The organism is Streptomyces sp. NPDC001002, from assembly GCF_053599215.1.
Genome location: NZ_JBSFLV010000062.1, coordinates 1 through 20,652 on the forward strand (window position 1 = coordinate 1; position 20,652 = coordinate 20,652).

At 71.2% G+C, this 20,652-nt stretch carries 21 protein-coding genes; 16 read left to right on the forward strand and 5 right to left on the reverse strand.

Annotated elements, in window-relative coordinates; all coding sequences use genetic code 11:
• On the reverse strand, nt 1-1,405 hold a 1,405-nt coding region (locus ACWDR3_RS26320; RefSeq protein ID WP_450355042.1), incomplete at its 3' end, for a Tex-like N-terminal domain-containing protein.
• A gap of 157 nt (nt 1,406-1,562) precedes the next feature.
• On the opposite strand from ACWDR3_RS26320, the gene ACWDR3_RS26325 reads away from it, so the two are divergent.
• Both ACWDR3_RS26325 and ACWDR3_RS26330 read left to right on the forward strand, forming a co-directional pair.
• Nucleotides 1,563-2,522 (forward strand): GlxA family transcriptional regulator, encoded by a 960-nt coding sequence (locus ACWDR3_RS26325; protein WP_450355043.1) that lies wholly within the window; start codon nt 1,563-1,565, stop codon nt 2,520-2,522.
• Between the two features lie 65 nt (nt 2,523-2,587).
• Nucleotides 2,588-3,238, forward strand: coding sequence for a DJ-1/PfpI family protein (locus ACWDR3_RS26330; protein ID WP_450355044.1), 651 nt, complete (start codon nt 2,588-2,590; stop codon nt 3,236-3,238).
• Here the strand turns inward: ACWDR3_RS26330 and ACWDR3_RS26335 are convergent.
• Nucleotides 3,210-3,965 (reverse strand): enoyl-CoA hydratase/isomerase family protein, encoded by a 756-nt coding sequence (locus tag ACWDR3_RS26335; RefSeq protein WP_450355045.1) that lies wholly within the window; start codon nt 3,963-3,965, stop codon nt 3,210-3,212. The two genes, ACWDR3_RS26330 and ACWDR3_RS26335, sit on opposite strands and share 29 nt — an antisense overlap.
• Nucleotides 3,966-4,031: 66 nt before the next feature.
• Between ACWDR3_RS26335 and ACWDR3_RS26340 the strand changes: the two genes are divergently transcribed.
• A complete protein-coding gene (locus ACWDR3_RS26340) occupies nt 4,032-4,664 on the forward strand; it encodes an HdeD family acid-resistance protein (protein WP_450355046.1) in 633 nt (210 codons plus the stop codon).
• A 174-nt stretch (nt 4,665-4,838) separates the two neighbouring features.
• Entirely contained in the window at nt 4,839-5,348 is a 510-nt protein-coding gene (locus ACWDR3_RS26345; protein WP_450355090.1) for an ATP-binding protein, read from the forward strand.
• A 3-nt stretch (nt 5,349-5,351) separates the two neighbouring features.
• Here ACWDR3_RS26345 and idi read toward each other — a convergent pair whose 3' ends face one another.
• From idi to galE, 3 genes are all read right to left on the reverse strand, one after another.
• Complete coding sequence (gene idi / locus ACWDR3_RS26350) at nt 5,352-5,945, reverse strand: isopentenyl-diphosphate Delta-isomerase (protein ID WP_450355047.1); 594 nt, start codon at nt 5,943-5,945, stop codon at nt 5,352-5,354.
• A gap of 265 nt (nt 5,946-6,210) precedes the next feature.
• A complete protein-coding gene (locus ACWDR3_RS26355) occupies nt 6,211-7,152 on the reverse strand; it encodes a cation diffusion facilitator family transporter (RefSeq protein ID WP_450355048.1) in 942 nt (313 codons plus the stop codon).
• Between the two features lie 135 nt (nt 7,153-7,287).
• On the reverse strand, nt 7,288-8,283 hold the full coding sequence (gene galE / locus ACWDR3_RS26360) for a UDP-glucose 4-epimerase GalE (protein WP_450355049.1): 996 nt from the start codon (nt 8,281-8,283) through the stop codon (nt 7,288-7,290).
• A 290-nt stretch (nt 8,284-8,573) separates the two neighbouring features.
• Between galE and ACWDR3_RS26365 the strand changes: the two genes are divergently transcribed.
• From ACWDR3_RS26365 to ACWDR3_RS26420, 12 genes are all read left to right on the forward strand, one after another.
• Entirely contained in the window at nt 8,574-10,358 is a 1,785-nt protein-coding gene (locus tag ACWDR3_RS26365; protein WP_450355050.1) for a DUF5941 domain-containing protein, read from the forward strand.
• A complete protein-coding gene (locus ACWDR3_RS26370; protein WP_450355051.1) occupies nt 10,355-11,107 on the forward strand; it encodes a phosphocholine cytidylyltransferase family protein in 753 nt (250 codons plus the stop codon). Before ACWDR3_RS26365 ends, ACWDR3_RS26370 begins: the two co-directional genes overlap by 4 nt.
• Nucleotides 11,095-12,156 (forward strand): iron-containing alcohol dehydrogenase family protein, encoded by a 1,062-nt coding sequence (locus tag ACWDR3_RS26375; RefSeq protein ID WP_450355052.1) that lies wholly within the window; start codon nt 11,095-11,097, stop codon nt 12,154-12,156. The genes ACWDR3_RS26370 and ACWDR3_RS26375 overlap by 13 nt, the downstream gene beginning before the upstream one ends.
• Nucleotides 12,134-12,913, forward strand: coding sequence for a CDP-alcohol phosphatidyltransferase family protein (locus tag ACWDR3_RS26380; protein WP_450355053.1), 780 nt, complete (start codon nt 12,134-12,136; stop codon nt 12,911-12,913). Before ACWDR3_RS26375 ends, ACWDR3_RS26380 begins: the two co-directional genes overlap by 23 nt.
• Before the next feature lie 32 nt (nt 12,914-12,945).
• Nucleotides 12,946-13,791 carry a glycosyltransferase family 2 protein gene (locus ACWDR3_RS26385; protein WP_450355091.1) on the forward strand — a complete coding sequence of 282 codons (846 nt, stop codon included), beginning with the start codon at nt 12,946-12,948 and terminating at the stop codon, nt 13,789-13,791.
• A gap of 93 nt (nt 13,792-13,884) precedes the next feature.
• Nucleotides 13,885-14,814, forward strand: coding sequence for an ABC transporter permease (locus tag ACWDR3_RS26390; protein ID WP_450355054.1), 930 nt, complete (start codon nt 13,885-13,887; stop codon nt 14,812-14,814).
• Complete coding sequence (locus ACWDR3_RS26395) at nt 14,807-15,610, forward strand: ABC transporter ATP-binding protein (protein ID WP_450355055.1); 804 nt, start codon at nt 14,807-14,809, stop codon at nt 15,608-15,610. Before ACWDR3_RS26390 ends, ACWDR3_RS26395 begins: the two co-directional genes overlap by 8 nt.
• A 390-nt stretch (nt 15,611-16,000) precedes the next feature.
• Nucleotides 16,001-16,903: a squalene synthase HpnC gene (gene hpnC / locus ACWDR3_RS26400; protein WP_450355056.1), complete on the forward strand. Its 903-nt coding sequence runs from the start codon at nt 16,001-16,003 to the stop codon at nt 16,901-16,903.
• A complete protein-coding gene (gene hpnD / locus ACWDR3_RS26405; RefSeq protein WP_450355057.1) occupies nt 16,900-17,847 on the forward strand; it encodes a presqualene diphosphate synthase HpnD in 948 nt (315 codons plus the stop codon). Before hpnC ends, hpnD begins: the two co-directional genes overlap by 4 nt.
• A complete protein-coding gene (locus tag ACWDR3_RS26410; RefSeq protein WP_450355058.1) occupies nt 17,847-17,984 on the forward strand; it encodes a DUF6380 family protein in 138 nt (45 codons plus the stop codon). Before hpnD ends, ACWDR3_RS26410 begins: the two co-directional genes overlap by 1 nt.
• Nucleotides 17,981-19,408, forward strand: a complete 1,428-nt coding sequence (gene hpnE, locus ACWDR3_RS26415) for a hydroxysqualene dehydroxylase HpnE (protein WP_450355059.1) — start codon at nt 17,981-17,983, stop codon at nt 19,406-19,408. The genes ACWDR3_RS26410 and hpnE overlap by 4 nt, the downstream gene beginning before the upstream one ends.
• Nucleotides 19,408-20,538 (forward strand): polyprenyl synthetase family protein, encoded by a 1,131-nt coding sequence (locus tag ACWDR3_RS26420; RefSeq protein WP_450355060.1) that lies wholly within the window; start codon nt 19,408-19,410, stop codon nt 20,536-20,538. Before hpnE ends, ACWDR3_RS26420 begins: the two co-directional genes overlap by 1 nt.
• Nucleotides 20,539-20,652 lie beyond the last annotated feature (114 nt).

Sequence of the window (20,652 nt, forward strand, 5' to 3'; positions counted from 1 at the left end):
ACTTGGGGTCGATCTTCACCAGCTCGGCGAGCGGGTCCTGGAGGCGGCGCGCGATGGAGACGGCGCCGCGCAGCGACACGTCCATGTCGGGCAGCTCCTGCGAGGCGAACGCGGAGGCCGAGTACACGGAGGCGCCGGCCTCGGACACCATCACCTTGGTGAGCTTCAACTCCGGGTGCTTGGTGATGAGTTCACCGGCGAGCTTGTCGGTCTCGCGGGACGCCGTGCCGTTGCCGATCGCGATCAGGTCGACCGCGTGCTCCTTGGCTAGGCGGGACAGCTTGGCGATCGCCTCGTCCCACTTGTTGGCCGGGACGTGCGGATAGATGACGTCGGTCGCCACCACCTTGCCGGTCGCGTCGACGACGGCGACCTTCACACCGGTCCGGAACCCGGGGTCCAGGCCGAGCGTCGCGCGCGTGCCGGCCGGGGCGGCGAGCAGCAGGTCGCGGAGGTTGGAGGCGAAGACGTTGACCGCCTCGTCCTCGGCCGCCGTGCGCAGCCGCAGCCGCATGTCGATGCCGAGGTGCACCAGGATGCGGGTGCGCCAGGCCCAACGGACCGTGTCCGTCAGCCACTTGTCACCGGGACGACCGCGGTCGGCGACCTGGAACCGGTGGGCGACGATCCCCTCGTACGACGAAGGCCCCTCCGTCGGCTCCTCCGGCTCCAGGACGAGGTCGAGGACCTCCTCCTTCTCGCCGCGCAGCATGGCGAGGGTCCGGTGCGAGGGCAGGGCGGTGAACGGCTCGGCGAAGTCGAAGTAGTCGGCGAACTTGGCGCCCGCCTCCTCCTTGCCCTCCCGCACCTTGGCGGCCAGCCGGCCACGCACCCACATGCGCTCGCGCAGCTCGCCGATCAGGTCGGCGTCCTCCGCGAACCGCTCGGTGAGGATCGCCCGGGCGCCGTCGAGGGCGGCCTGCGGATCGGCCACACCCTTGTCGGCGTCGACGAACGCGGCGGCCGCGGCCAGCGGTTCGACGGTCGGGTCGCCCAGCAGCCCCTCCGCGAGCGGCTCCAGACCGGCCTCGCGCGCGATCTGCGCCTTGGTGCGCCGCTTGGGCTTGTACGGCAGGTAGATGTCCTCAAGCCGCGCCTTGGTCTCCGCGGCGCGGATCTGCGCGGCCAGCTCGTCGGTGAGCTTGCCCTGCTCGCGCACCGACTCCAGGATCGCGGTGCGCCGCTCCTCCAGCTCCCGCAGATAGCGCAGCCGCTCCTCGAGCGTGCGCAATTGCGCGTCGTCGAGCATCTCGGTCGCTTCCTTGCGGTAGCGCGCGATGAAAGGCACCGTCGAGCCGCCGTCGAGCAGCTCTACGGCCGCCTTGACCTGCCGCTCCCGTACGCCGAGTTCCTCGGCGATCCTGCCTTCGATGGACCCTGGTTCGATGGATCCGGCTGTCGTCACGATCCCGTACCGCCTTCTCGCTGGGGTTGCGCGGCAATTGTGGCAGGTCGCACCGACACCCGGGGATCAGGGCGCCGCCCTGTGGAAAACCCGGATGGCAGGAAAGGTGGGAAGCCCGTCATTGCGGCCATGCGCACACCCGCCGAGAATCGACGGCATGGCGCAGCGAACCGTTCTCGTCGTCCTCTTCGACGGCGTCCAGAGCCTCGACGTCACCGGCCCGGTGGAGGTGTTCGCGGGTGCGGAGAAGGGCGTGCCAGGCTCGTACAGCATCCGTACGGCCTCCCTGGACGGCGGCCCCGTGCGCACCTCCAGCGGCCTGACCCTCGTGCCGGACGAGGCGCTCACCACGGCGTCCGACCCGCACAACCTGCTGGTCCCCGGCGGCGCCGGCACCCGCAGCCCCGACCCGCGCCTGGTCGACTGGCTGCGCGAGCACGGCACGCGCGCGAAGCGGCTGGTCTCGGTGTGCACCGGAGCGCTGCTGCTGGCCGAGGCGGGCCTGCTGGACGGCCACCGCGCGACCAGCCACTGGTCGGTGTGCGAGAAGCTCGCCCGCGACCACCCGGCCGTCGAGGTCGATCCGGACCCCATCTACATCCGCGACGGACACCTCGCGACCTCGGCCGGCGTCACCTCCGGCATCGACCTCGCGCTCGCCCTGGTCGAGGAGGACGTCGGCCGGGAGGCCGCCCTCTCCATCGCCCGCCACCTTGTCGTCTTCCTCCGACGCCCGGGAAACCAGGCCCAGTTCAGCGCCCAGCTCGTGGCGCAGACGGCCCAGCGCGAGCCGTTGCGCGAGGTCCAGCAGTGGATCACCGAGCACCCCGGTGACGACCTCTCCGTGGAGGCCCTCGCGACCCGCGCCAGCCTCTCGCCCCGCCACTTCGCCCGCGCCTTCCAGACCGAGACCGGCATGACCCCGGGCCGCTACGTCGACCGCGTCCGCCTCGAACACGCCCGCCGCCTCCTGGAGGACACCTCCGACGGCATCGAGGAGATCTCCCGCGCCTGCGGCTACGGCACGCCCGAGGCCATGCGGCGCGCCTTCGTCAAGTCCCTCGGGACGGCCCCGGCCGAGTACCGGCGTCGCTTCCGCCCGGCACCCGCCCACTGAGCACCCGCAGGCCGGCCGGACATCCGCAGACCGGCTGAACACCCGCAGACCGAAGGGGGAGCCCCATGCAGTTCGCCATCGTCCTCTACGACCGCTTCACCGCCCTCGACGCCGTCGGCCCCTACGAGACCCTGGGCCGCCTCCCGAACTCCGAGGTCGTCTTCGTCGCCGAGCGGACCGGTCCCGTCCGCAGCGACAACGGGAGCCTCGCGCTGATCGCCGACAAGACCCTGGCCGAGGTGCCGAACCCCGACGTCGTGGTCGTCCCCGGCGGCCCCGGCCAGACCCCGCAGATGGAGAACGGCGCGCTGCTGGACTGGATCCGCGCCGCCGACGCCACGAGCACCTGGACGACGTCCGTGTGCACCGGCTCGCTGCTCCTTGCCGCCGCCGGGCTGCTCGACGGCCGTCGCGCGACCTCGCACTGGCTGGCCCTGGACGAGCTGAAGAAGTTCGGCGCCGAGCCGACGGGGGAGCGGGTCGTCTTCGACGGCAAGTACGTCACCGCGGCCGGGGTCTCCTCGGGCATCGACATGGGCCTCACCCTGCTCGGCCGGATCTCCGGCGATGTCGTCGCCCAGGCAGTGCAGTTGGGCATCGAGTACGACCCGCAGCCGCCCTACGACGCGGGGTCCCCGCAGAAGGCGCCCGCGGACGTCGTCGAACTGATCCGCTCGATGAGCCGGTTCATCCTCGGGAAGGAACCGACCACGTGAAGCGCGGCTGCCTGCGCTCCAGGAACGCGGCGACCCCCTCCGCGGTGTCATCGCTGCCGCGCGCCTGCTCGGCCCAGTAACCGTCCCTGTCCGTACGCCCGTTGGCGAACTCCTTCGCCGCGGCCTGCGTGAGCTGCGAGCGGGCGGCCAGGACCTTGGTGAACTCCGCGACCCGCTTGCCGAGTTCACCGGCCGGCAGCACCTCGTCCACGAGGCCCGTGCGCAGCGCCCGCTCGGTGTCGATCAACTCGCCCGAGAACAACAGGTACTTGGCGGCGGCCGGACCCACCAGCGACACCAACCGCCGCGTGGACGAGGCCGCGTACACGATCCCCAGCTTCGCCGGTGTCACCCCGAACAGCGCGCCCTCCTCGGCGAACCGCAGATCGCAGGCCGCCGCGAGCTGCGCGCCACCGCCCACGCAGTGCCCGCGGATCGCGGCCAGCGTCGGCTTCGGAAACGCCGCGAGGGCTTCCTCGGCGCCCACCGCCAGCGACTGCGCCTCCTTCGGCGACCCCCGCAGCGTGGAGATGTCGGCGCCCGCGCAGAACGTCCCGCCCTCCCCGGTCAGCACCAGCGCCCGCACCTCGGGGTCGGCCGCCAGCGCGTCGAGCAGCGGCGGCAGCGCGGCCCACATCGCGGCCGTCATGGCGTTGCGCTTGGCCGGGTGGTGGACGACGACGGTGGCGACGGAGTCGGTGACCGTGTGCAGCAGCTGGGGCTCCATGGCCGGATGCTAGCCGCAGCACCCGACCGTACGATCAAGGAGGGGGCCGAGCGCGAGGAGACTCCGATGGCCACTGCCCGACAGGACGAGGCCGCGAAACTGCACCGCGGATTCGGCTGGCTCGCCGCGCTCGGCGTGATCCTGGTGCTCGCCGGACTCGTCGGGCTCGTCTACACCGGGGTCGCCACCCTGACCTCGATGCTGCTCTTCGGCTGGCTGCTGCTGATCGGCGGCGCGGTCGGACTGCTGCACGCGGTCCAGGCGCGCGGCACCAACTTCTTCTGGCTCGGTGTCATCGTCGCGGCCCTGAACATCGCCGCGGGCGTGGTCGTCATCCGCCGCCCCGACGCGGCAGCCGCGGCACTCACCATGTTCGCCGCCCTGCTCTTCCTCACCGCCGGTCTCTTCCGGCTCGTGGGCAGTCTGGTGGTGCGCGGTCCGCAGTTCGGCTGGACCCTGCTGCTCGGCGCCTTCGACCTGCTGCTCGGCATCCTGGTGCTGGCGAACTGGCCGAGCAGCAGCAAGTACGTCATCGGCTGTTTCTTCTCGCTCGCGCTGCTCTTCGACGGACTCGGACTGATCGCGACCGGGTTCGGCGGTCGCCGGATCGTCGGCCTGGTCTCCGAGCGGCTCGCCGGGGAGGACGACGCGCGGGACGAACCGGGTCGGGCGCACGCCAAACCCGTACCCCCCGAATAGGTCGCGAAGTCGGCGCGGAGTGGACAGGAACGGTCGCGTAGCCGTCCTCGTCATGCGGCAACGGTCATAAGCGTTCGATATCCGCTGACTTCTGTTCAGTCATCCGGAGCGGAGCGGGTCGTTATCAACACTCGAGGTGTGGTGACAATCGAGCGCAAGGGTGGCGACCGGACGATGGAGAACCACGGGCGCGGGTCCGGCCCACGCCCAGACGGCGACACGGACGAGCCCCGTGACCCGGGGGCCCCGGATCCGCTGCCGTACGAAGGTGTCTGGCGGTTCACCGCGGCCGCCGTCGACGCCTCGGTCCCGCAGGCGCGACACGCCGTGCGGGACCTGTTGTACCGCCAGGGAGTACCTCTCTCCGACGACCTCGTCCAAGGCCTGCTGCTGATCGTCTCGGAGCTGGTCACCAACGCCGTCCGGCACGCGGCCCTGCTGTCGCCGATGCTCGCCGTGGAGGTCGCGGTGGGCGCCGAGTGGGTGCGGGTGTCCGTCGAGGACAACCACCCCTACCGCCCGACCGCCCTGGAGGCCGACCACGGCCGGACCGGCGGCCGGGGGCTGCTGCTGGTGCGCGAGATCACCAGGGAGGCGGGCGGTGTCTGCGACGTCGAGCACACGTCGAGCGGCGGCAAGGTGATCTGGGCCGCGCTGCCGCTCAAACCCGTGCGGGTCCTCTGAGCCTCACCAGCCCGCCGACGGGCCGGTCAGCTCACGCACCGCGGGCCGGGCCGCGTCGAGGACCGTCATGAACCACGACGAGAACGGGTCCTTGGCGTGCCGCTCGGCCAGCTCGGCGGGGGTCACGAACGCCGTGTCGCCGACCTCCTCCTCGTCGGGCCGCAGCTTCGACTGCACCAGGCCGACGAAGAGGTGGTTGTACTCCTGCTCGACCAGGCCCGAGGCCGGGTCCGGGTGGTTGTAGCGGACCGTGCCCGCCTCGGCGAGCAGCGTCGGAGACACCCCCAGCTCCTCGTACGTCCGCCGGGCCGCCGCCGCGAAGGGCGCCTCGCCGGGGTAGGGGTGGCCGCAGCAGGTGTTGGACCACACACCGGGGGAGTGGTACTTGCCCAGCGCCCGCTGCTGGAGCAGCAGCCGGCCGCGCTCGTCGAAGAGGAACACGGAGAACGCGCGGTGCAGCCGCCCCGGGGGCTGATGGGCGGAGAGCTTCTCCGCGGTGCCGATCGTGACGCCGTTCTCATCGACCAGTTCGAGCAAAATGGCGTCTGCGGTGCCGTTCGACGGACTGTGCGTCGCGGTGGCTGGTGTGATCGGCATACCCATCCTTCGCATCGGTTCTCGCCGCCCAAGTCTGCCGTACGAATCCGGCACTCCCGGCACTTCGCGGCGCGCCCGCATGTCCCGCGCGCGGCACGGGCAGCGACCGTCACCGGTCGGACGCCGGAACAGGGGCCCGGTAGGTCATCGTGCCCTTGGTGGTCGGCGGGGAACCGCGCGGGGCAGTCGTACTGATGTGCAGGACGCGGACGCGCGCCGGACGGCTGCATTCCGCGCCGGAGGCGCCCCATGTGCCCCGCGTGCCTCAGTGGCAGAGCTTCGCCTCGTGCTCCGCGTGCCCGACCGGTTCCAGCTGGAAGGTGCAGTGCTCCACGTCGAAGTGGTCGCCGAGGCACTCCTGGAGCTCGTGCAGCATCTTCTCGTGGCCGATCGCGCTGAGCACGTCGGAGCGCACGACCACGTGCGCCGACAGCACCGGCATGCCGGAGGTGATCGTCCAGGCGTGCAGGTCGTGGACGTCCTCCACCCCGTCCAGGGCCAGCATGTGGGAGCGCACGTCCGCCATGTCGACGCCCTTGGGCGCCGTCTCCAGGAGCACGTCCAGCGTCTCGCGCAGCAGCTTCAGGGTGCGCGGCACGATCATCAGGCCGATCACCAGCGAGGCGATCGGGTCGGCGGCCTGCCAGCCGGTGCCCAGGATCACCAGCGCCGAGATGATCACCGCGAGCGAACCGAGGGCGTCCGCGACGACCTCCAGGAACGCCCCGCGCACGTTCAGGCTCTCCTCCTGGCCGCGCACAAGGAGCGTCAGCGACACCATGTTGGCGACCAGACCGATCGCGCCGAACACGATGGTCAGCCCGCCCTCGGTGGCGGCCGGTGTGACGAACCGCTGGATCGCCTCGTACAGGACGTATCCGCCGACCCCGAGCAGCAGCAGACAGTTGGCGAGCGCGGCGAGGATCTCGGCGCGGGCGAGCCCGAAGGTGCGGTTGCCGGTCGGCGGGCGGTTGGCGAAGTGGATGGCGAGCAGCGCCATGCCCAGGCCCAGCGCGTCGGTCGCCATGTGGGCGGAGTCCGCGATCAGCGCCAGCGAGTCCGCGAGCACTCCGCCGACCACCTCGATCACCATCACGCCGAGCGTGATCGACAGCGCCACACGCAGCCGACCGCGGTACGCCGAAGCGGCCGTACCCGTCGTCGGCGCGTGCGCATGCGCGTGTCCGTGGTCGTGTCCTGCCCCCATGACAGCCCTTCCTGTGGTCGGCCCGGGATCACAGTGAACTACGGGTGGGGGGTATCGGGCAACGCGGCACTGAACACCGTTGTCATGTGCCGTGACCTGCGGAAACGATACGCAGGTCAGGGCACCCTCAGTTGCTCAGCCGGCGCTTCGGCCGGTTGCTCGACCGCCGTGGTGCAGCAGCCAGCCCCGCCATGCCGACTCCACCATTTCGCGTACCCCGCGCCGGGCCGTCCACCCCAGTTCCCGCTCGGCGAGCGCGGCCGAGGCGACGGCGCGGGGCGCGTCCCCGGGGCGGCGTCCCTCGACTAGCGCCGGCCGGGTGTCGCCGGTGACCTCACCGATGAGCGTGACCAACTCCCGTACCGAGACGCCCTCGCCGCGACCGATGTTCACCGTGAGGTCACCGGTGCCGGCGTCCTCGCCGAGCCGCCGGGCGGCCGCCAGATGTGCCTCGGCCAGGTCGGCGACGTGGATGTAGTCACGGACGCACGTGCCGTCCGGTGTCGGGTAGTCGGCGCCGAAGATGCGCGGGGCCTCGTCGCGGGTGAGCCGGTCGAAGACCATCGGCACGATGTTGAAGACACCGGTGTCGGCCAGCTCCGGCGCGGCGGCGCCCGCCACGTTGAAGTAGCGCAGGCACACGGTCGAGATGCCGTGCGCCCGGCCCGCCGCCCGGACCAGCCACTCGCCGGCCAGCTTGGTCTCGCCGTACGGGTTCACCGGCGCGCACGGGGTGTCCTCCGTGATGAGGTCCACATCGGGGTTGCCGTACACGGCCGCGGACGAGGAGAAGACGAACCGTCCGATCCCGGCCTCGGCCACCGCCTCCAGGAGCGTGGCGAGGCCGCCGACGTTCTCCAAGTAGTAGCGGGTCGGCTGCGCGACGGACTCGGCGACCTGCTTGCGGGCGGCCAGGTGCACCACCCCGGTCACCTCCTGCTCGGCGAAGACCCGCTTGAGCAGACCGGCGTCCAGCGTCGAGCCCTCGATCAGCGCGACACCGGCGGGCAGCCGGGCCGGCACACCCGCGGAGAGGTCGTCCAGCGCGACGACGCGTTCCCCGGCCCCGGCCATGACTCTCGCCACATGGGCTCCGATGTATCCCGCTCCGCCTGTGATCAGCCATGTCATGGTCGCCCACCCTATGTCGGCACCGCCGGGCGCCCTCGATGTCCCGGATGCCCGGCCCGAAGGGGGTGATAGCGGGCACGGTTTGTGGGTGGAGCCCGGAATCACCGATGATGATCTCGGCAAAGGCCAGTGGATCCGGCGTTGATCAGCTCATGAACGGGCGGTGAACGCAGGCCTTCGGGCATCCGATAGCCTCTGCCGACATGCCGCCCGCCTGGTCCGACCAAGGGGCGCCCCCCATCGTGTACATGACCGGCGCCCGGGCGTCGGCACCCAGGGAGTGAGTTCGGTTGTCGACCGCCATCCTCACCGGTCAGCCGGTCCCCGGATCGTCGATCGAGGGTGATCTGCGGTCCCTCGGCTTCGACGTGCTGGTGGCCGTCGACGCCGTCGACGCGGAACGGCTCGTCGCGCAGGTGCCCTCCGACGGACGGGTCGCGCTGGTCGACGCCCGGTTCGTCGGCCATGTGCACGCGCTGCGCCTCGGTCTCACCGACCCCCGCTTCCCGCTCGCCGCGATCGCCGGTGCCGTCACCGCGCAGCCCGAGGCCCGGACGACCCTCACTCGGGCGCTGGCCCGAGAGACCTCGGCGGGCGGCGGTACGGCCCTGGCCGTCGACAGCCTCCCCGACCGCATAGTCACCGCCCTGGCCGACGACGGCGCCGACGTCCGCAGCCCCGAGCTCGGCAGCCTGGTCGCCGCCGTCCCGGCCGACCCGCAGGCCCGCAACGAGGCACGGCAGGCCGTCGCCGAGGTGGACGACGAGGCCGTACGCCTGAAGTCGGCGGTGAAGGCCCGCGACGGCTTCTTCACCACGTACTTCATCAGCCCGTACTCCCGTTACATCGCCCGCTGGTGCGCCCGCCGCGGCCTCACCCCGAACCAGGTCACCACCGCCTCTCTGATCACCGCGCTGATCGCGGCGGGCTGCGCGGCCACCGGCACCCGCGCCGGGTTCGTCGCCGCCGGCGTCCTGCTGATCGCGTCCTTCGTCCTGGACTGCACCGACGGCCAGCTCGCCCGCTACTCCCTGCAGTACTCCACGCTCGGCGCCTGGCTCGACGCCACCTTCGACCGGGCCAAGGAGTACGCCTACTACGCGGGCCTCGCCCTCGGAGCCGCCCGCGGCGGTGACGACGTATGGGCCCTCGCGCTGGGCGCGATGATCCTGCAGACCTGCCGGCATGTCGTCGACTTCTCCTTCAACGAGGCCAACCACGACGCCACCGCCAACACCAGCCCCACCGCCGCCCTCTCCGACAAGCTCGACAGCGTCGGCTGGACGGTGTGGCTGCGCCGCATGATCGTGCTGCCGATCGGCGAACGCTGGGCGATGATCGCGGTCCTCACCGCGGTCACGACCCCGCGCATCACCTTCTACGTCCTTCTCATCGGCTGCGCCTTCGCGGCGACGTACACCACGGCGGGACGCGTGCTGCGCTCGCTGACCCGCAAGGCGCGGCGCACGGACCGGGCGGCGCAGGCGCTGGCGGACCTCGCGGACAACGGACCGCTGGCCGGACTGGTCGCGCGGGTCGCTCCCCGCTTCCCGGCCCCGGTGAGCGCCGCGGCCGGCGGGCTCCTCGTGGTGATCTCCGCCGCAGTTTGGGGCACCACATGGCCGACCGTGGCCGGTGCCGTCGGCTACGTCCTGCTCTCCGGCGTCGCCCTCTCGCGCCCCCTCAAAGGCGCTCTGGACTGGTTGGTTCCCCCTTTCTTCCGGGCGGCCGAGTACGGCACCGTCCTGATCCTGGCGGCCGACGCGGACGTGAACGGAGCACTGCCCGCAGCTTTCGGCCTGGTGGCCGCTGTCGCCTACCATCACTACGACACGGTGTACCGCATCCGTGGCGACGCCGGAGCGCCCCCCGCGTGGCTGGTGCGCGTCATCGGGGGACACGACGGGCGGACGCTGCTCGTCACCGCTCTGGCCGCGCTGCTCACGGCCTCGCAGTTCACGCTCGCGCTCACGGTCCTCGCGGTGGCCGTGGCCCTGGTGGTGCTCGCCGAGAGCATCCGCTTCTGGGTGTCCGCAGGGGCGCCCGCAGTACACGATGAAGGAGAAACCGCATGATCGGCCTCGTGCTGGCGGCCGGCGCCGGACGGCGTCTGCGCCCCTACACCGACACCCTGCCCAAGGCACTGGTGCCGGTGGGGCCCGCGGGCGCCGAGGACTCGATCACCGTGCTCGACCTGACCCTCGGCAACTTCGCCGAGATCGGCCTGACCGAGGTCGCCGTCATCGTCGGCTACCGCAAGGAGGCCGTCTACGAGCGCAAGGCGGAGCTGGAGCGTAAGTACGGCGTCAGGCTCACCCTCGTCGACAACGACAAGGCCGAGGAGTGGAACAACGCCTACTCCCTCTGGTGCGGCCGTGACGTCCTCAAGGACGGCGTGATCCTCGCCAACGGCGACACCGTCCACCCGGTCTCCGTAGAGCGGGCGCTGCTCGCCGCGCGGGGCGAGGGAAAGCGGATCATCCTGGCCCTGGACACGGTGAAGGACCTCGCCGACGAGGAGATGAAGGTCGTCGTCGACCCCGAGCAGGGGATGACGAGGATCACCAAGCTGATGGACCCCGCCGAAGCCACCGGCGAGTACATCGGCGTCACGCTCATCGAGGGCGACGCGGCCCCCGAACTGGTCGACGCGCTCAAGACGGTGTGGGAGACCGACCCGCAGCAGTTCTACGAGCACGGCTACCAGGAGCTGGTGAACCGCGGCTTCCGGATCGACACCGCGCCGATCGGTGACGTGCAGTGGGTGGAGATCGACAACCACGCCGACCTCGCCCGCGGACGGGAGATCGCGTGCCAGTACTGACCCGGCTCATTCCCTCGCCGCTCGTCGTCGACATCCGCCCGGGTGCCCTCGACGACCTGGCCGGAGTGCTCGCCGACGAGCGGATCTCGCAGTCGGGGCGCCTCGCCGTCGCCGTCAGCGGCGGCTCCGGGGCCCGGCTGCGCGCCCGCCTGGAGCCGACGCTGCCCGGCGCCACCTGGTACGAGGTCGGCGGCGGCACCCTCGACGACGCCGTGCGGCTGGCCGGCGAGATCAAGGCCGGTCACTACGACGCGGTCGTGGGCCTGGGCGGCGGCAAGATCATCGACTGCGCCAAGTTCGCCGCCGCGCGCGTGGGCCTGCCCCTGGTCGCCGTGCCGACCAACCTCGCGCACGACGGCCTCTGCTCACCGGTCGCCACCCTCGACAACGACGCCGGGCGCGGCTCCTACGGTGTGCCGAACCCGATCGGCGTGGTCATCGACCTGGACGTGATCCGCGAGGCCCCCGCCCGCTTCGTACGGGCCGGCATCGGCGACGCGATCTCCAACATCAACTCGATCGCGGACTGGGAGCTGTCCCACCGCGTCAACGGCGAGAAGGTCGACGGACTCGCCGCGGCCATGGCCCGCCAGGCCGGCGAGGCGGTGCTGCGGCACCCCGGCGGCATCGGGGACAACGACTTCCTCCAGGTCCTCGCCGAGGCGCTGGTCCTCACCGGTGTCGCCATGTCCATCTCGGGCGATTCCCGGCCCGCCTCGGGCTCCTGCCACGAGATCAACCACGCCTTCGACCTGCTCTACCCCAAACGCGCCGCGAGCCACGGCGAGCAGTGCGGCCTGGGCGCGGCCTTCGCGATGTACCTGCGCGGAGCCCACGAGGAGGCGGCCTACATGGCCGAGGTACTGCGCCGGCACGGACTGCCGGTGCTCCCGGAGGAGATCGGCTTCACGACGGAGGAGTTCGTCCGGATCGTGGAGTTCGCCCCCGAGACCAGGCCCGGCCGCTACACCATCCTCGAACACCTCGACCTCAAGACCGACCAGATCAAGGACATCTACGCCGACTATGTCAAGGCCATCGGTAGCTGAACTCCGCCCGGTCGTCCACCCCCCGGGGGTCAAGGACCGGCGCAGCGGTGAGCACTGGATGGGGCGCCTCTACATGCGAGAGGTGTCCCTGCGCGTCGACCGCTACCTGGTGAACACCAGGGTCACGCCCAACCAGCTCACGTACCTGATGACCGTCTTCGGCGTGCTCGCGGCCCCCGCGCTCCTGGTGCCGGGCATCCCGGGCGCCGCGCTCGGCGTGCTCGCGGTCCAGCTCTATCTGCTGCTCGACTGCGTGGACGGCGAGGTCGCCCGCTGGAAGAAGCAGTACTCGCTGGGCGGGGTGTATCTGGACCGGGTCGGCGCCTACCTGACCGACGCGGCGGTGCTCGTCGGCTTCGGGCTGCGCGCCGCCGACCTGTGGGGCAGCGGACGTATCGACTGGCTGTGGGCCTTCCTCGGCACGCTCGCCGCGCTCGGCGCGATCCTGATCAAGGCCGAGACCGACCTGGTCGGTGTCGCCCGGCACCAGACCGGCCAGGCCCCGGTCAAGGAGGCCGCGTCCGAGATGCGCTCCTCCGGCATGGCGCTGGCCCGCCGGGCCGCCGCCGCGCTCAAGTTCCACCGGCTGGTCCTCGGCATCGAGGCGTCCCTGCTGATCCTGGTGCTGGCCATCGCCGACCAGGTGCGCGGCGACCTGTTCTTCTCGCGGCTCGGTGTCGCCGTACTCGCCGGTATCGCGCTGGTGCAGACGCTGCTGCACCTCGTGTCCATCCTCGCCTCCAGCAGGCTGAAGTGAGCGCCGTGCGGGTCGGCGCGGTGATCATCACCATGGGCAACCGCCCCGAGGAGCTGCGGGCCCTGCTCGACTCGGTCGCCAAGCAGGACGGCGACCCGGTCGAGGTCGTCGTGGTCGGCAACGGCTCGCCCGTCCCGGACGTCCCCGACGGCGTCCGCACGATCGAGCTGCCCGAGAACCTCGGCATCCCCGGCGGCCGCAACGTCGGCATCGAGGCCTTCGGCCCCAGTGGTCGTGATGTCGACATATTGATGTTCCTCGACGACGACGGACTGCTCGCTCAGCACGACACCGCCGAGCTGTGCCGCCGGGCCTTCGAGGACGACCCCCGCCTCGGCATCATCAGTTTCCGCATCGCCGATCCCGAGACCGGGATCACCCAGCGCCGGCACGTCCCCCGCCTGCGCGCCGCCGACCCGCTGCGCTCCTCCCGGGTCACCACCTTCCTCGGCGGCGCCAACGCCGTCCGCACCAAGGTCTTCGCCGAGGTCGGCGGCCTCCCGGACGCGTTCTTCTACGCCCATGAGGAGACCGACCTGGCCTGGCGCGCCCTCGACGCCGGCTGGATGATCGACTACCGGTCCGACATGGTGCTCTACCACCCCACGACGGCCCCCTCGCGGCACGCGGTCTACCACCGCATGGTCGCCCGCAACCGCGTCTGGCTCGCCCGCCGCAACCTCCCCGCGCCGCTGATCCCGGTCTACCTCGGCAGCTGGCTGCTGCTCACCCTCGTCCGCCGCCCCTCGCGGTCCGCCCTGCGGGCGTGGTTCGGCGGCTTCCGGGAGGGCTGGAGCACGCCCTGCGGACCGCGCAGGCCCATGAAGTGGCGTACGGTGTGGCGGCTGACCCGACTGGGCCGTCCCCCTGTGATCTGACAAGCTCTCTGCTGTGAGCCGTCGCGTCCGATCGGCTCCGGTCCCGTGCCGGCCCGCACGGGTGCGCATCCCGAAGACGAAGGTTTTCCACTGGTGAGTGAGACAACGCACGACGGCACGGTCGCACCCGGTGCGACCGCGCTGCCCGCCGAGGGCCTCACGGCGGCCCAGCTCGCCTCCAAGCACGGGCTGACCGTGAGCGGGGCCCGGCCCTCCCTCGCCGAGTACGTCCGTCAGCTCTGGGACCGGCGGCACTTCATCCTCGCCTTCTCGCGGGCGAAGCTGACCGCCCAGTACAGCCAGGCGAAGCTCGGCCAGCTCTGGCAGGTGGCGACCCCGCTGCTGAACGCGGCGGTCTACTTCTTCATCTTCGGCATGATCCTGAAGGCGAACCGCGGTCTGTCGCACGACGTCTACATCCCGTTCCTGGTCACGGGCGTCTTCGTGTTCACCTTCACGCAGAGCTCGGTGATGGTGGGCGTCCGCGCGATCTCCGGCAACCTCGGCCTGGTCCGCGCCCTGCACTTCCCGCGCGCCTCGCTGCCGATCTCCTTCGCGCTCCAGCAACTCCAGCAGCTGCTCTACTCGTTGATCGTGCTGTTCGCCGTGGCGACCGCCTTCGGCAGCTACCCGGACCTGTCCTGGCTGCTGATCGTTCCCGCGCTCGCCCTGCAGTTCCTGTTCAACACCGGACTGGCCCTGGTCTTCGCCCGGGCCGGCTCGGCGACCCCGGACCTCGCGCAGCTGATGCCGTTCGTGCTGCGCACCTGGATGTACGCGTCCGGCGTGATGTTCTCCATCCCGATCTTCCTGGCCGACAAGCCGCAGTGGCTGGCGAACGTCCTGCAGTGGAACCCGGCGGCGATCTACATGGACCTGATGCGCTTCGCGCTCATCGACGGCTACGGCGCCGAGAACCTCCCCGACCACGTCTGGGCGGTCGCGGTCCTGTGGGCCGTGTGCCTGGCCGTCGGCGGGTTCGTCTACTTCTGGAAGGCGGAGGAAAGGTACGGCCGTGGCTGAGCACAATCCCGTCGAGCAGGGTGTCGAACAGGGTGAGGACCGCATCCCCACCGTCGTCGCCGAGGAACTGCACATCGTCTACCGCGTCAACGGCGCCAAGACCGGCAAGGGCAGCGCCACTTCGGCGCTGAGCCGGATCATCAAGCGCGGCGAGGAGCGGGGCGTGCGCAAGGTGCACGCCGTGCGGGGCGTGTCGTTCGTCGCCTACCGCGGCGAGGCCATCGGCCTGATCGGTTCCAACGGCTCCGGCAAGTCGACCCTGCTGCGCGCCATCGCCGGGCTGCTGCCCGCCGAGAGCGGCCGCGTCTACACCGGTGGCCAGCCCTCCCTGCTCGGCGTCAACGCGGCCCTGATGAACGACCTGACCGGCGAACGGAACGTCATCCTGGGCGGGCTCGCCATGGGCATGTCCCGCGAGCAGATCAGGGAGCGCTACCAGGACATCGTCGACTTCTCCGGGATCAACGACAAGGGCGACTTCATCACCCTGCCGATGCGCACCTACTCCTCCGGCATGGCGGCCCGGCTGCGCTTCTCCATCGCCGCCGCCAAGGACCACGACGTCCTCATGATCGACGAGGCCCTCGCCACCGGCGACGCGGCCTTCCGCAAACGTTCCGAGCAGCGCATCCGCGAGCTGCGCAAGGAAGCCGGCACGGTGTTTCTCGTCAGTCACAACAACAAGTCGATCCGGGACACCTGCGACCGCGTCCTGTGGCTGGAACGCGGTGAGCTGCGGATGGACGGACCCACCGAAGAGGTCCTCCAGGAGTACGAGAAGTTCACGGGCAAGTAGTCCACCCCGACATGGGCAGTCAGGCCCAGCACGCTTCCACGGGCCCCGCCGGAACCTCTCCGGCGGGGCCCCGCGTCTGCAAAGGAAACGTCAACTCGTGGTCGCCTTAGGAATCTTGGCGCCAATCGGTGTGTTGTTGTGATGTGCAGGACACCCCAGAGAACCTCGCTGCGTTGTACAACGTAAGCTGGACCGGTCCCGAAACGCGGCAAGTGGGGCGATAATGCGCGACACCCTCGTACGGGACGACTGTGCGGACGGCCGGGCGGCGTGTCCGAAATAGTGTGTATTGGGTCGGCAGTGTAGAACGGGAGATGTGACGGCAATGGCTACGGAAACTCCCCAGCTCAACGGAGCTGCCTGTGCCGTCCCCGCGCCGGGAAGTGAGCGGTGACGGGAACCGGCACGCCGGCCTCCGACGATCCGGAGCGCGGCACGCTCGACAAGGCCGCGGGTGAGAACTTCCCCGTGGCACCTTTCTTCCTGCCCAAGGCCTGGCGCACCGACCTGATGGCGGTCTACGGCTTCGCCCGCCTCGTCGACGACATCGGCGACGGAGACCTGGCCCCCGGCGGCGCCGACGCCAGGCTGCTCGGCGTGGAGGGCGCGGCGGCCGAGGACCGGCTGCTGCTCCTGGACGCCTTCGAGGACGACCTCCACCGGGTCTTCGACTCGACCCCGCGCCACCCCCTGCTGCGCCGCCTCCAGCCGACCGTCCGCCGCTGCGCCCTGACCCCCGAGCCCTTCCTCGGCCTGATCGCCGCCAACCGCCAGGACCAGCTCGTCAGCCGCTACGAGACCTACGACGACCTGCTCGCCTACTGCGAGCTCTCGGCCAACCCCGTCGGCCGCCTCGTCCTCTCGGTCACCGGCACCTCGACCCCCGAGCGGATCCACCTCTCGGACGCGATCTGTACCGCACTTCAGATCGTCGAACACCTGCAGGACGTCGCCGAGGACCTCGGCAACGACCGCATCTACCTGCCCGCCGAGGACATGAAGCGGTTCCATGTCCAGGAAGCGGATCTCGCCACGGCCAGCGCGGGCGCATCGGTGCGCGCCCTGGTTGCATACGAAGCGGAACGCGCACGCGATCTCCTGAATGAAGGCGCCCCCCTGGTGGGTAGCGTCCACGGCAGGTTGAAGCTGCTGCTCGCGGGGTTCGTGGCGGGGGGGAGGGCGGCGATCAAGGCGATCGCCGCCGCTGAATACGACGTACTTCCCGGCCCGCCCAAGCCCGGCAAGATCCAGCTGCTGCGCGAGGTGGGCGTGACTCTGCGAGGAGAGGGGTGATCCGGACCGTGGACGCACCACAGGTGTCCCCGCCGGTACTCGCCGCCTACAGCTACTGCGAGGCCGTCACCGGACAGCAGGCCCGTAACTTTGCTTACGGGATCCGTCTGCTGCCCACGCCGAAACGTCGCGCCATGTCGGCGCTGTACGCGTTCTCCCGGCGGGTCGACGACATCGGGGACGGCACGCTGGCGGTCGACGTCAAGAGCGCGAGACTCGAGGACACCCGGGCGCTGCTGACCCGGGTGCGCGAGGGGGCGGTCGAGGAGGACGACACCGACCCGGTCGCGGTCGCCCTCACCCATGCCGCCCAGGCCTTCCCGATCCCGCTCGACGGCCTGGACGAGCTGATCGACGGCGTCCTGATGGACGTACAGGGCGAGACCTACGAGACCTGGGACGACCTGAAGGTCTACTGCCGCTGCGTGGCGGGCGCGATCGGGCGGCTCTCGCTCGGTGTGTTCGGCCCCGAGGCGGGGGCGCCCGGCGTCGAGCGCGCGTCGGAGTACGCCGACACGCTCGGCCTTGCGCTCCAGCTCACCAACATCCTCAGGGACGTCCGCGAGGACGCCGAGAACGGGCGGACCTACCTTCCCGCCGACGACCTCGCGAAATTCGGGTGCTCGGCCGGGTTCAACGGGCCGACCCCACCGGAGGGCTCCGACTTCGCGGGTCTCGTCCACTTCGAAGTGCGACGGGCCCGCACCCTTTTCGCCGAGGGCTACCGGCTGCTCCCCATGCTCGACCGGCGCAGCGGCGCCTGCGTGGCCGCCATGGCCGGGATCTACCGCCGGCTCCTCGACCGGATCGAGCGCGACCCGGAGGCCGTGCTGCGCGGCCGGGTCTCGCTGCCCGGACGGGAGAAGGCGTACGTCGCCGTGCGCGGGCTGTCCGGCCTGGACGCCCGCGGTGTGACGCGGAGGACCATCAGGAGGCGCGCCTGATGGACAATTCGGTCCAAGGTGATTCCACCGGAGAAAAACGGCACGCAACCCTCCGGTCGGAGACGGCGTCCATGACTGAAACGGCTCGCCGCGCGGAGATCGACCGCGGCGGCCGCTCGGGGGAGGGCGCACGATGAACGACGGGACGCAGTCCGAGGGGCTGCCCGCGGACGTCCCGGCACGGGCCGGGCGGGACGCCGTGGTGGTCGGCGGCGGGCTCGCCGGCATCACCGCCGCGCTCGCACTGGCCGACGCGGGTGTCCGCGTCACCCTGATCGAGGGCAGGCCGAGACTGGGCGGCCTCGCCTTCTCCTTCCAGCGCGGCGAACTGACCGTCGACAACGGCCAGCACGTGTACCTGCGCTGCTGCACCGCATACCGCTGGTTCCTCGACCGGATCGAGGGCACGGCGCTGGCACCGCTGCAGGATCGTCTCGACGTGCCCGTTCTCGACGTCGACAAGCCAGAGGGACGGCGGCTGGGACGGCTGCGCCGCGACGCGCTGCCGGTACCGCTGCACCTGGGGCGCAGCCTCGCCACGTATCCGCATCTCTCGCTCGCCGAACGTGCCAGGGTCGGACGTGCCGCGCTCGCGCTCAAAGGGCTCGACCTCGCCGATCCGAGCCTGGACGCACAGGACTTCGGCAGCTGGCTGACCTCGCACGGTCAGTCGGCGCGTGCCGTCGAGGCCCTGTGGGACCTGGTCGGGGTCGCCACTCTCAACGCGGTCGCGGGCGACGCCTCGCTGGGGCTCGCCGCGATGGTGTTCAAGACCGGTCTGCTGTCCGAACCGGGCGCGGCCGACATCGGATGGGCGCACGTCCCGCTGGGTGAACTGCACGACCGGCTGGCCCGCAAGGCGCTCGACTCCGCGGGCGTGCGTACCGAGATCCGTACACGAGTCACCTCCATCTCTACTGACGAGAACGGGCGCTGGAACGTTCAGGTTCCCGGCGAGACCATCGAGGCGGACACGGTCGTCCTCGCCGTGGCCCAGCGCGAGGCCCACGATCTGCTGCCCGACGGCGCGCTCGACGCCCCCGAACGGCTCCTCGACATCGCCACCGCGCCGATCCTCAACGTGCACGTCGTCTACGACCGCAAGGTGCTCGACAAGCCCTTCTTCGCCGCGCTCGGCACCCCGGTGCAGTGGGTCTTCGACCGCACCGACGCCTCCGGGCTGCGCGAGGGCCAGTACCTCGCGCTGTCCCAGTCGGCCGCCCAGGACGAGATCGACGCACCCGTGGCCGAGCTGAGGGAGCGTTACCTCCCGGAGCTGGAGCGGCTGTTGCCCGGCACCCGCGGTGCCGAGGTGAAGGACTTCTTCGTGACCAGGGAGCGCACGGCGACGTTCGCTCCGACCCCCGGCGTCGGGCGGCTGCGGCCCGGCGCCCGCACCAAAGCCCCCGGCCTGTACCTGGCCGGTGCGTGGACCGCCACAGGGTGGCCCGCGACCATGGAGAGCGCGGTCCGCAGTGGGGTGAGCGCGGCGGACGCCGCTCTCGCCGCCCTGGGCCGGCCCCGCCCCCGTCACCTCTTCGAAGTCGAGGAGGCGGCGTGATGCTCGATCAGCAGGCGGCAGGCGACCCCCGCACCTCCGGTACCGCAACAAGAGGAGAGACTGTGCCCACTGTGCCCCCGGCCTCGACGGCTGCCGACGCGGTGGACGTGACCGCGCTCCTGGAGCGCGGCCGGACCCTGGCCACACCGGTACTGCGGGCGGCGATCGACCGCCTGGCCCCTCCCATGGACACCGTTTCCGCCTACCACTTCGGCTGGATCGACGCCGACGGCAACCCCGCGCACGGCGACGGCGGCAAGGCCGTGCGTCCCGCCCTCGCGGTCCTGTCGGCCGAGGTCACCGGCGCCGCGCCCGAGATCGGCATCCCCGGCGCCGTCGCCGTAGAGCTGGTCCACAACTTCTCGCTGCTGCACGACGACCTGATGGACGGCGACGAACAGCGCCGTCACCGCGACACCGTCTGGAAGGTGCACGGCCCCGCCCAGGCGATCCTGGTCGGCGACGCCCTGTTCGCCCTCGCCAACGAGGTGCTGCTGGAACTCGGCACCGCCGAGGCCGGCCGCGCCGCCCGCCGCCTGACCACCGCCACCCGCGCCCTCATCGACGGACAGGCCCAGGACATCTCCTACGAGCACCGCGACCGCGTCAGCGTCGAGGAGTGCCTGGAGATGGAGGGCAACAAGACCGGCGCCCTGCTCGCCTGCGCCTCCTCGGTCGGCGCGGTGCTCGGCGGCGCGGACGACTGGACCGCCGACACGCTGGAGAAGTACGGCCACCACCTCGGCCTGGCCTTCCAGGCCGTCGACGACCTGCTCGGTATCTGGGGCGACCCGGTCTCGACCGGCAAGCAGGCCTGGAGCGATCTGCGCCAGCGCAAGAAGTCCCTGCCGGTCGTGGCCGCGCTCGCGGCCGGCGGCCCCGCCTCCGACCGGCTCGGCGAGATGCTCGCCGCGGACGCCAAGAGCAGCGACTTCGAGAACTTCTCCGAGGAGGAGTTCGCGGCCCGCGCCGCCCTCATCGAGGACGCGGGCGGCCGCGAATGGACGGCCGAGGAAGCACGCCGTCAGCACACCACCGCCATCGAGGCCCTCGACGCCATCGACATGCCCGACCGGGTGCGGGCACAGTTCGCGGCGCTCGCCGACTTCGTCGTCGTACGAAAGAGATGATCACTATCGGTCGAATAACCCTCGCGTAGTCGCCGACCGGTGCCCTGGGCACCACCCGAGCACCGGCCGACGGCGGACCCACAGCAGCACGATTTGAACGACTGCACGAAGGGG

Excerpts from the sequence above, each read along its gene's own strand:
- ACWDR3_RS26325 (WP_450355043.1), top strand. The coding sequence starts at position 1,563 with ATGGCGCAGCGAACCGTTCTCGTCGTCCTCTTCGACGGCGTCCAGAGC.
- ACWDR3_RS26330 (WP_450355044.1), top strand. The coding sequence starts at position 2,588 with ATGCAGTTCGCCATCGTCCTCTACGACCGCTTCACCGCCCTCGACGCC.
- ACWDR3_RS26335 (WP_450355045.1), bottom strand. The coding sequence starts at position 3,965 with ATGGAGCCCCAGCTGCTGCACACGGTCACCGACTCCGTCGCCACCGTC.
- ACWDR3_RS26340 (WP_450355046.1), top strand. The coding sequence starts at position 4,032 with ATGGCCACTGCCCGACAGGACGAGGCCGCGAAACTGCACCGCGGATTC.
- ACWDR3_RS26345 (WP_450355090.1), top strand. The coding sequence starts at position 4,839 with ATGGAGAACCACGGGCGCGGGTCCGGCCCACGCCCAGACGGCGACACG.
- idi (WP_450355047.1), bottom strand. The coding sequence starts at position 5,945 with ATGCCGATCACACCAGCCACCGCGACGCACAGTCCGTCGAACGGCACC.
- ACWDR3_RS26355 (WP_450355048.1), bottom strand. The coding sequence starts at position 7,152 with ATGGGGGCAGGACACGACCACGGACACGCGCATGCGCACGCGCCGACG.
- galE (WP_450355049.1), bottom strand. The coding sequence starts at position 8,283 with ATGACATGGCTGATCACAGGCGGAGCGGGATACATCGGAGCCCATGTG.
- ACWDR3_RS26370 (WP_450355051.1), top strand. The coding sequence starts at position 10,355 with ATGATCGGCCTCGTGCTGGCGGCCGGCGCCGGACGGCGTCTGCGCCCC.
- ACWDR3_RS26380 (WP_450355053.1), top strand. The coding sequence starts at position 12,134 with ATGTCAAGGCCATCGGTAGCTGAACTCCGCCCGGTCGTCCACCCCCCG.
- ACWDR3_RS26385 (WP_450355091.1), top strand. The coding sequence starts at position 12,946 with ATGGGCAACCGCCCCGAGGAGCTGCGGGCCCTGCTCGACTCGGTCGCC.
- ACWDR3_RS26410 (WP_450355058.1), top strand. The coding sequence starts at position 17,847 with ATGGACAATTCGGTCCAAGGTGATTCCACCGGAGAAAAACGGCACGCA.
- hpnE (WP_450355059.1), top strand. The coding sequence starts at position 17,981 with ATGAACGACGGGACGCAGTCCGAGGGGCTGCCCGCGGACGTCCCGGCA.
- ACWDR3_RS26420 (WP_450355060.1), top strand. The coding sequence starts at position 19,408 with ATGCTCGATCAGCAGGCGGCAGGCGACCCCCGCACCTCCGGTACCGCA.